10 protein-coding genes are annotated in these 9551 nt (G+C 59.4%); all 10 read left to right on the top strand.

The window, feature by feature from the left end; translation table 11 throughout:
- Positions 1 to 118 precede the first annotated feature (118 nt).
- The 10 genes from KGB20_RS11360 to KGB20_RS11315 all read left to right on the top strand — a co-directional run bounded on the left by KGB20_RS11360 (position 119) and on the right by KGB20_RS11315 (position 9550).
- A complete protein-coding gene (locus tag KGB20_RS11360) occupies positions 119 to 1678 on the top strand; it encodes a sigma-54-dependent transcriptional regulator (RefSeq protein WP_057715922.1) in 1560 nt (519 codons plus the stop codon).
- 157 nt (positions 1679 to 1835) lie between these two features.
- Positions 1836 to 2003 carry a periplasmic nitrate reductase, NapE protein gene (locus tag KGB20_RS11355; RefSeq protein WP_173677902.1) on the top strand — a complete coding sequence of 56 codons (168 nt, stop codon included), beginning with the start codon at positions 1836 to 1838 and terminating at the stop codon, positions 2001 to 2003.
- 37 nt (positions 2004 to 2040) lie between these two features.
- Entirely contained in the window at positions 2041 to 2307 is a 267-nt protein-coding gene (locus tag KGB20_RS11350; RefSeq protein ID WP_057715921.1) for a chaperone NapD, read from the top strand.
- Positions 2298 to 4802 (top strand): nitrate reductase catalytic subunit NapA, encoded by a 2505-nt coding sequence (napA, locus tag KGB20_RS11345; protein ID WP_223532284.1) that lies wholly within the window; start codon positions 2298 to 2300, stop codon positions 4800 to 4802. Before KGB20_RS11350 ends, napA begins: the two co-directional genes overlap by 10 nt.
- Positions 4803 to 4843: 41 nt before the next feature.
- Complete coding sequence (locus KGB20_RS11340) at positions 4844 to 5305, top strand: nitrate reductase cytochrome c-type subunit (RefSeq protein ID WP_371319448.1); 462 nt, start codon at positions 4844 to 4846, stop codon at positions 5303 to 5305.
- Positions 5306 to 5314: 9 nt separating this feature from the next.
- The gene (locus KGB20_RS11335; RefSeq protein ID WP_085723386.1) at positions 5315 to 5911 is read left to right on the top strand and encodes a cytochrome c3 family protein; all 597 of its coding nucleotides are present in this window, start codon (positions 5315 to 5317) and stop codon (positions 5909 to 5911) included.
- Positions 5912 to 6114: 203 nt separating this feature from the next.
- Positions 6115 to 6855 carry a flagellar basal body rod protein FlgF gene (locus tag KGB20_RS11330; protein ID WP_154910924.1) on the top strand — a complete coding sequence of 247 codons (741 nt, stop codon included), beginning with the start codon at positions 6115 to 6117 and terminating at the stop codon, positions 6853 to 6855.
- Between the two features lie 45 nt (positions 6856 to 6900).
- On the top strand, positions 6901 to 7686 hold the full coding sequence (gene flgG / locus KGB20_RS11325) for a flagellar basal-body rod protein FlgG (RefSeq protein WP_056721513.1): 786 nt from the start codon (positions 6901 to 6903) through the stop codon (positions 7684 to 7686).
- Between the two features lie 52 nt (positions 7687 to 7738).
- Positions 7739 to 8434 carry a flagellar basal body L-ring protein FlgH gene (gene flgH, locus KGB20_RS11320; protein WP_057715915.1) on the top strand — a complete coding sequence of 232 codons (696 nt, stop codon included), beginning with the start codon at positions 7739 to 7741 and terminating at the stop codon, positions 8432 to 8434.
- A gap of 27 nt (positions 8435 to 8461) precedes the next feature.
- A complete protein-coding gene (locus KGB20_RS11315; protein ID WP_057715914.1) occupies positions 8462 to 9550 on the top strand; it encodes a flagellar basal body P-ring protein FlgI in 1089 nt (362 codons plus the stop codon).
- The last annotated feature ends 1 nt before the right edge of the window (position 9551 follow it).

Genomic DNA, 9551 nt, shown 5'->3' with positions numbered 1-9551 from the left:
GGGCTTGCTCGCGAAAGCGGTCTGTCTGATACATCAATGTTGGCTATGCCGACGCTTTCGCGAGCAAGCCCGCTCCCACAGGACCTCAACCTCAATCACTGCATTTTCGGGTCTTTATATGCGTATCAAAGTCCACTGCCAGAACCGCATCGGCATCCTGCGCGACATTCTCAACCTGTTGGTGGAGTACGGGATCAACGTGGCCCGCGGTGAGGTGGGGGGGGAGCATGGCAATGCCATCTACCTGCATTGCCCAAACCTGATCAACATTCAGTTCCAGGCCTTGCGTCCGAAATTCGAAGCGATTGCCGGGGTCTTTGGCGTCAAGCGTGTAGGGCTGATGCCCAGCGAGCGTCGGCACATGGAACTCAATGCACTGCTCGGTGCGCTGGAGTTTCCGGTGCTGTCGATCGACATGGGCGGTTCCATTGTCGCGGCCAACCGTGCGGCGGCGCAGTTGCTCGGGGTGCGCGTCGACGAGGTGCCGGGGATTCCCCTGTCGCGGTACGCCGAGGATTTCGATTTGCCGGAACTGGTGCGCGCCAACAAGTCGCGGATCAATGGGCTGCGGGTCAAGGTCAAGGGGGATGTGTTCCTGGCCGACATCGCGCCGCTGCAATCGGAGCATGACGACAGCGAGGCCATGGCCGGTGCGGTGCTGACATTGCACCGCGCCGACCGGGTGGGCGAGCGCATCTACAACGTGCGCAAGCAGGAGTTGCGCGGCTTCGACAGCATCTTCCAAAGCTCGAAAGTCATGGCCGCCGTGGTGCGCGAAGCGCGACGCATGGCGCCATTGGATGCACCGCTGTTGATCGAAGGGGAAACCGGCACCGGCAAAGAGTTGCTGGCGCGGGCTTGCCACTTGGCCAGCCCTCGAGGGCAATCGCCGTTGATGGCGCTCAATTGCGCCGGTCTGCCGGAGTCCATGGCCGAGACGGAACTGTTCGGTTACGGCCCGGGCGCCTTTGAAGGGGCGCGGGCCGAAGGCAAGCTCGGGCTGCTGGAGCTGACGGCGGGCGGCACGCTGTTTCTCGATGGCGTCGGGGAAATGAGCCCGCGTTTGCAGGTGAAATTGCTGCGTTTTTTGCAGGACGGTTGCTTCCGTCGTGTGGGCAGTGATGAAGAGGTCTACCTCGACGTGCGAGTGATCTGCGCGACCCAGGTCGACCTGTCCGAATTGTGCGCTCGCGGTGAGTTCCGCCAGGACCTCTACCACCGCTTGAATGTGTTGTCGCTGCACATCCCGCCGTTGCGCGAATGCCTCGACGGTTTGACGCCGCTGGTGGAGCACTTCCTCGATCAGGCCAGTCGGCAGATCGGCTGCTCGTTGCCAAAGCTGGCGCCGGCGGCCATGGAGCGGCTCAGCCATTACCATTGGCCGGGTAACGTGCGGCAACTGGAGAACGTGCTGTTCCAGGCGGTTTCCCTATGCGACGGCGGCACGGTCAAGGCCGAGCATATTCGTCTGCCGGATTATGGCGTGCGTCAGCCCCTTGGCGATTTCTCGCTGGAGGGTGGGTTGGACGAGATCGTCGGGCGTTTCGAGAAGGCGGTACTGGAACGGCTTTATTCGGAACATGCCAGCAGCCGATTGCTCGGCAAGCGACTGGGTGTTTCCCACACAACGATTGCCAACAAGTTGCGTGAATATGAAATAGGCAAACTGGAGCGTTAAAAACTCACTCAAATAATAACTCTTCTCGAGTGTCAATATTTGTCCAGTGCTGTAAGTTCGCATTTAAAGCGCTAAAGCTTCTGCTATTGATCTGAATCATGGAACTTATAGAGGAAGCCATCTAGGCTCCTCTCAAAGTTTGGCAGGAGTGCTGACCATGCCATCAATGGATGACTCTACCCAGCGAGTTCGCAAAGAAACTCGCCTCTTCTATTTCCTGATCATTGTTCTGTTTCCACTGTTATCGGTGGCGATAGTCGGTGGTTACGGTTTTTTTGTCTGGTTCCTGCAAATGCTCCTCGGGCCGCCAGGCCCTCCCAACTGATCGCCATCTATCTCTAATTCAGCAGGGAGTACGGGACATGGGAAAGACGCTGCACATTGCCAGTCTGGTAGTACATGCCCGTCCGGCCCTGTTCGAGGCGGTGAAAGCCAACTTGCGTTTGCTCAAGGGCGTTGAACTTCATCAGGAAAGCCCTGCCGGCAAACTGGTAGTTGTGCTGGAAACCGATCACGAAAGCCAGATTCTTCAGCGAATCGATCAGATCAATCGCTTGCCAGGCGTGCTCAATGCCGCCCTGGTTTATCACGAGATTCTCGATGTAACGGGAGAAAGCACATGCCTATGACGCGGCGAGAGTTTGTCAAAGTCCAGGCTGCCGGGATCGCGGCAGCGGCTGCGGGCCTCCCGGTGTTTACCTCTGCCAGCAACCTGATTACCGAACAAGACATGGTCGCCCTGGACTGGAACAAGGCGCCCTGTCGTTTTTGCGGCACCGGTTGCAGCGTCATGGTGGCGACCAAGGACAACAGGGTTGTTGCAACTCACGGCGACGTAAAAGCCGAGGTCAATCGCGGGTTGAACTGTGTCAAAGGCTACTTTTTGTCCAAGATCATGTACGGCGTTGATCGGCTGACTCAGCCGCTGTTGCGCATGACCAATGGGCAATATGACAAACAAGGCGAGTTTCACCCGGTGTCCTGGAAACAGGCGTTCGATGTGATGGAGTTGAAGTACAAGGAGGCGCTGAAGAACAAGGGCGGGGAGTCTATCGCCATGTTCGGTTCCGGACAGTGGACGATCTGGGAAGGGTACGCGGCCAACAAATTGATGAAGGCGGGGTTTCGCTCGAACAACATCGATCCCAATGCACGCCATTGCATGGCCTCGGCGGTCATGGGCTTTATGCGCACGTTCGGTATCGATGAGCCAATGGGCTGTTATGACGATATCGAAGTCACCGATGCATTCGTCTTGTGGGGTTCGAACATGGCGGAAATGCATCCGATTCTGTGGAGTCGGGTCACCGATCGCCGTTTAAGCCAGCCGAATGTGAAAGTGGCCGTGCTCTCTACTTTCGAACATCGCAGTTTTGAACTGGCCGACATTCCGATGGTGTTCAAGCCGCAGACGGACCTGCTCATTCTCAACTACATCGCCAATCACATCATCGAAAGCGGTTCGGTCAACAAGGACTTCGTCAGCAAACACACCAAGTTCGCAAAAGGCACGGATGACATAGGTTACGGTTTGCGTGCCGATAATCCGCTGGAAATGAAAGCCAAAAATGCCGACAAGGCGAACACCTGGACCGACATCGACTTCGAGCAATTCGCCGCTTTTGTAAAACCCTACACCCTTGAGCGCACCGCGAAAGAAACCGGTGTGCCGGCCGAGCGCCTCAAGGCATTGGCCGAACTGTACGCCGACCCCAAGCGCAAGGTGGTTTCGTTCTGGACCATGGGATTCAACCAGCACACCCGGGGTGTGTGGGCCAACAACCTGATCTACAACATTCACCTGCTGACCGGGAAGATCAGCGAGCCGGGCAACAGTCCTTTCTCCCTGACGGGCCAGCCTTCGGCCTGCGGGACGGCACGTGAAGTGGGCACGTTCTCCCATCGTTTGCCGGCCGACCTGGTGGTCACCAATCCGGCGCACCGCGCCACTGCGGAAAAAATCTGGAAGCTCCCGGCGGGCACCATCAAGGAAAAGGTCGGGTTCCATGCCGTGCAGCAGAGTCGCATGCTCAAGGACGGCGTGCTCAATGTGTATTGGACGATGGCCAGCAACAACATGCAGGCCGGGCCCAACATCATGCAGGAAGTACTGCCGGGGTGGCGTAACCCCGAGAACTTCGTGGTGGTGTCGGATGTGTATCCCACCGTCTCGGCACAGGCGGCCGATCTGATTTTGCCGACGGCGATGTGGGTCGAGAAAGAGGGCGCTTACGGCAACGCGGAGCGGCGTACGCAGTTCTGGCATCAACTGGTCTCGGCGCCGGGTGACGCCAAGTCGGACCTTTGGCAATTGGTCGAGTTTTCCAAGCGCTTTAAAACCGACGAGGTCTGGCCGCAGGAACTGTTGGACGGCTCACCGCAATACAAGGGCAAGACCCTGTATGAGGTGCTGTTCAAGAATGGCCAGGTCGATCAGTTCCCTGTTGAACAAATGGCGGCGGGCTATCAGAACGACGAAGCCCGGGATTTCGGTTTCTACCTGCAAAAAGGCCTGTTCGAAGAATATGCCCAGTTCGGCCGTGGACATGGTCATGACTTGGCACCCTTTGATCGTTATCACTCCGAGCGCGGTTTGCGCTGGCCTGTCGTCGAAGGCAAGGAAACGCTTTGGCGCTTCCGCGAAGGTTACGATCCGTATGTCGAGAAGGGCAGTGGCGTGCAGTTCTACGGCTACCCCGATAAGAAGGCAATCATCTTCGCGCTGCCTTACGAGCCTCCTGCGGAAGCCCCGGACGCGGACTTCCCGTTCTGGTTGAGCACCGGTCGGGTGCTTGAACATTGGCACACCGGGACTATGACCCAGCGTGTCGAAGAACTCTATAAAGCGGTCCCCGATGCACTGGTCTACATGCACCCGGCCGATGCCAAGGCCTTGAATGCCCGGCGTGGCAGCGAAGTAAAGCTGATCAGTCGGCGCGGCGAGATGCGTGCGCGGATTGAAACCCGGGGGCGCAACAAGCCGCCCCAGGGCCTGGTGTTCGTGCCGTTTTTCGATGCCAACAAGCTGATCAACAAAGTCACGCTTGATGCGACGGACCCGATCTCCAAACAGACCGATTACAAGAAATGCGCGATCAGGATTGAGTTGATCAAGACGGCATAAGGAGAGCTTTCATGAATTTTCGTTCGCTGTCCTTGCTTGTCATGCTGCTGATGTGGCTGCCCGCGACATTTGCGGCAGAACCCGGTTACCCACTGGATGCGCCGGCACCGGATGGGCGGCGAGTCGGCGGGACCCTGACCCAGGAGCTGCCGGCACCGCCCATTGCCGAAGACGAGAACAAGGACCTCAAGCGTGAGCGCAATTACCCCGATCAACCGCCCACCATACCCCACAGCATTCGCGGGTATGCCATCGACATGAACAGCAACAAGTGCCTGACCTGCCACAGTCGCGCCAACAGTGCGCGTACCCAGGCGCCGATGATCAGCATCACTCACTACATGGACCGCGACGGCCAGGCATTGGCGGCGGTGTCGCCGCGCCGATACTTCTGCAACCAGTGTCACGTGCCGCAAAAGGATGTGAAGCCACTGGTGAGCAACAGCTTCAAGAACATCGACCAGGTCTTGCAAGACGAAATCAACCACCAGCCGAAACCTTGAGGAAAGGCCATGAAATCTTTGCTTGCCTTGCTCAAGGATTATTGGGGTGTGCTGCGTCGGCCCAGTGTGCATTACAGCCTGGGTTTCCTGACCCTCGGCGGGTTTATCGCCGGGGTGATTTTCTGGGGTGGGTTCAACACCGCGCTGGAAGCGACCAACACCGAGAAGTTCTGCACGTCCTGCCATGAAATGCGCGACAACGTTTTTGTCGAGTTGCAGGAAACCATTCACTACACCAACCGTTCGGGCGTGCGCGCCACGTGCCCGGACTGTCACGTCCCCCACGAGTGGACGCACAAGATCGCCCGCAAGATGCAGGCTTCCAAGGAGGTCTGGGGCAAGCTGTTCGGCACGATCAGTACCCGGGACAAGTTTCTGGGCATGCGCCGGGAGCTGGCCGAACACGAGTGGGCACGGCTCAAGGCCAACGATTCCCGGGAGTGTCGCAACTGCCATAACTTCGAGTTCATGGACTTCACACGCCAGGGTAAACGCGCCGCCAACATGCACTCCACCTCCTTGGCCAGTGGCCAGGCGACCTGTATCGATTGCCATAAAGGCATTGCCCACAAATTGCCCGACATGAGCGGCGTGAAAGGTTGGTAGCCGGCTTTTCACGGCATTGCCGCCAAGCGGCATAACCGCGCCGGTTTTTCGTCTTCGATACATCGTTCGATTCCCTTCTGATTAGCCTCCAGCCCCTTGTTTAAAGGGGGTTGGAGCCGCTGCGCGCAAGTTGGTCTGCAAATTGCTACAACCTGCGCAACACAGCAGTGGGCGGCAAACGTCCGGCAGGCAGAGGAAAGAGTGTGGACAAGTACCTTTATGTGGCAATGACCGGCGCCAGCCAGAATGCACTGGCGCAAAAGGCTCATGCCAACAACCTCGCGAACATCTCCACCAACGGCTTCCAGAAAGACCTGGAACAGGCCCGTTCGATGCCGGTGTTCGGTGACAGCTTTCCGGCGCGTGCGTTTGCCATGTCCGAACGCCCGGCCACGGATTTCTCCCCTGGCTCACTGGTGGAAACCGGCCGCGACCTCGACGTTGCCGTGCAAGGCAACGGCTGGATTGCCGTACAGAATCCCGATGGCGGTGAAAGCTACGTGCGCACCGGCAGCCTGAATGTTGACGCCCTGGGCGTGCTGCGCGCCGGCAACGGCATGCCGGTCATGGGCAATGGCGGGCCGATTGCCGTGCCGCCGGAGCAGCAGATCGAAGTCGGCGAGGACGGCACCATCAGCATCCGCGCGATGGGCGAAGGTCCCCGGGTGATGGCGGAAGTCGATCGCATCAAGCTGGTCAACCCGGACTTCAAGAACATGACCAAGGGCCTGGATGGTTCGATCCACACCAAGGACGGCGCGCCTGCGCAGGCCGATGCCAACGTCAAGCTGGTGTCCGGGTTCCTCGAATCGAGCAACGTCAATGCCGTGGAGGAGATGACCTCCGTTCTGGCCCTGGCCAAGCAGTTCGAGCTGCACATCAAGATGATGAACACCGCCAAAGACGATGACCAGGCCATGGCTCGGGTCTTGCAGATCAGCTAATTACCAGAACGTCGCGCCGTAAAACAGGCGCACGAGGAGAATCGAATGCTTCCGGCTCTATGGGTTGCCAAGACAGGTCTGTCCGCCCAGGACACCAACCTGACCACCATTTCCAACAACCTGGCCAACGTGTCGACCACGGGTTTCAAACGTGACCGCGCCGAGTTCCAGGACCTGCTCTACCAGATCAAGCGCCAGCCAGGCGCCCAGTCGACCCAGGACAGCGAACTGCCGTCGGGTCTGCAACTGGGTACCGGTGTGCGCATCGTCGGTACCCAGAAAAACTTCACCGCCGGCAGCCTGCAAACCACCGAGCAGCCGCTGGACATGGCCATCGACGGCCGTGGTTTCTTCCAGATCCTGCAACCGGACGGCACCACGTCCTACACTCGTGACGGTACGTTCCACCTGGACTCCAACGGCCAGATCGTCAACGCCAGCGGCTTTGCCCTGGAGCCGGCCATTGTCATTCCGAACGAAGCGCAGACCTTCACGGTCGGCCGCGACGGCACCGTGTCCATCACCGTTGCCGGCAACCCGGCAGCCCAGGTGATCGGCAACTTGCAAACCGCCGACTTCATCAACCCGGCTGGCCTGCAGGCGGTGGGCAACAACCTGTTCCTGGAAACCGCCGCCAGTGGCGCGCCGCAAGTCGGCACTCCGGGCCTGAACGGTTTCGGCTCCACGCTGCAGAACACCCTGGAAACGTCCAACGTCAGCACCGTTGAGGAGATGGTCAACATGATCACCACCCAGCGCGCCTACGAGATGAACTCCAAGGTGATCTCCACCGCCGACCAGATGCTCTCGTTCGTAACGCAGAATCTGTAATCAAGTCTATGTGGTGGCCATTGGGCCGCCTGCAACACCGTGAGGTAGGGTCATGAATCGCTATGTATCTGTTCTGGCACTGAGTGGGATCACCGCGCTCGCAGGTTGCGTGCCTGCGACGCCCAAGCCCAATGACCCTTACTACGCTCCGGTGTTGCCGCGCACGCCGTTGCCGGCGGCCGCGAACAATGGCTCGATCTATCAGGCCGGTTTCGAACAGAACCTCTACAGCGACCGCAAGGCGTTCCGGGTCGGTGACATCATCACCATCACCCTGAACGAAAGGACCCAGGCCAGCAAAAACGCCAACTCGCAAATTGGCAAGAACAGCAAGGCCAACATCGGCCTGAGTTCGCTGTTCGGCAGCAGCGCCACCACCAACAACCCGTTCAGCGATGGCGACCTGAGCCTGAGTGCCAGCTACGAAGGTGACCGCGCGACCAAGGGGGACAGCAAGGCGGCTCAGGGCAACACCCTGACCGGTTCGATCACTGTCACCGTCGCCGATGTGTTGCCCAACGGCATTATTGCGGTACGCGGCGAGAAGTGGATGACCCTCAACACCGGTGACGAGCTGGTGCGGATTGCCGGCCTGGTTCGCGCCGATGACATCGCCACCGACAACACCGTGCCGTCGACCCGTGTCGCCGATGCGCGCATTACCTACTCGGGCACCGGTTCGTTTGCCGATGCGAGTCAGCCAGGCTGGTTCGACCGTTTCTTCCTCAGCCCGCTGTTCCCTTTCTAGGTGGCTACGTTGAATTTCAGAAGTCTCATGATGGCTGCGTTCCTGATGTCCGCAGCGTTCAACGTTCAAGCCGAGCGCCTGAAGGACATCGCCAGCATTTCCGGCGTGCGTTCCAACCAATTGATCGGCTACGGCCTGGTCGTCGGGCTGAACGGCACCGGCGACCAGACGACGCAGACCCCGTTCACCCTGCAGACCTTCAACAACATGCTCTCGCAGTTCGGCATCAAGGTGCCGCCGGGTTCGGGCAACGTGCAGTTGAAGAACGTCGCGGCGGTGTCGATCAGTGCCGATTTGCCGGCGTTCGCCAAGCCGGGTCAGCAGGTCGATATCACCGTTTCGTCCATCGGTAACTCCAAGAGTTTGCGTGGCGGCACCTTGCTGCTGACGCCACTCAAGGGTATCGATGGCAACGTCTATGCGGTGGCCCAAGGCAACCTGGTGGTCGGCGGTTTCGACGCGGAAGGGCGAGACGGCTCGAAGATTACCGTCAACGTTCCGTCGGCCGGTCGCATCCCCGGTGGTGCATCGGTGGAGCGCGCGGTGCCGAGCGGTTTCAACCAGGGCAACAGCCTGACGCTGAACCTCAACCGTTCCGACTTCACCACCGCCAAGCGCATCGTCGACAAGATCAACAACATGCTCGGTCCTGGCGTGGCCCAGGCCATCGACGGCGGGTCGATTCGCGTCACCGCGCCGCTCGATCCGAGCCAGCGCGTCGACTACCTGTCGATCCTGGAAAACCTCGAAGTCGATCCGGGCCAGGCAGTCGCGAAAGTCATCATCAACTCCCGTACCGGCACCATCGTGATCGGCCAGAACGTCAAGGTTTCCCCGGCCGCAGTGACCCATGGCAGCCTGACCGTGACCATTACCGAAGACCCGATCGTCAGTCAGCCCGGCCCTCTGTCCAATGGCACGACGGCGGTGGTGCCGCGTTCGAAGGTCAACGCCCAGCAGGAAGCCAAGCCGATGTTCAAGTTCGGCCCTGGTACCACCCTCGACGAGATCGTGCGGGCGGTGAACCAGGTTGGCGCGGCACCGGGTGACTTGATGGCCATCCTCGAAGCGCTGAAGCAGGCCGGCGCTCTGCAAGCCGATCTGATCGTGATCTGAG

It is taken from the genome of Pseudomonas sp. BF-R-30 (assembly GCF_019956175.1).
Lineage (GTDB): Bacteria > Pseudomonadota > Gammaproteobacteria > Pseudomonadales > Pseudomonadaceae > Aquipseudomonas > Aquipseudomonas jessenii.
Note: the sequence above shows the minus strand (reverse complement) of the source record. Positions and strands in the feature narration are given on the sequence as shown.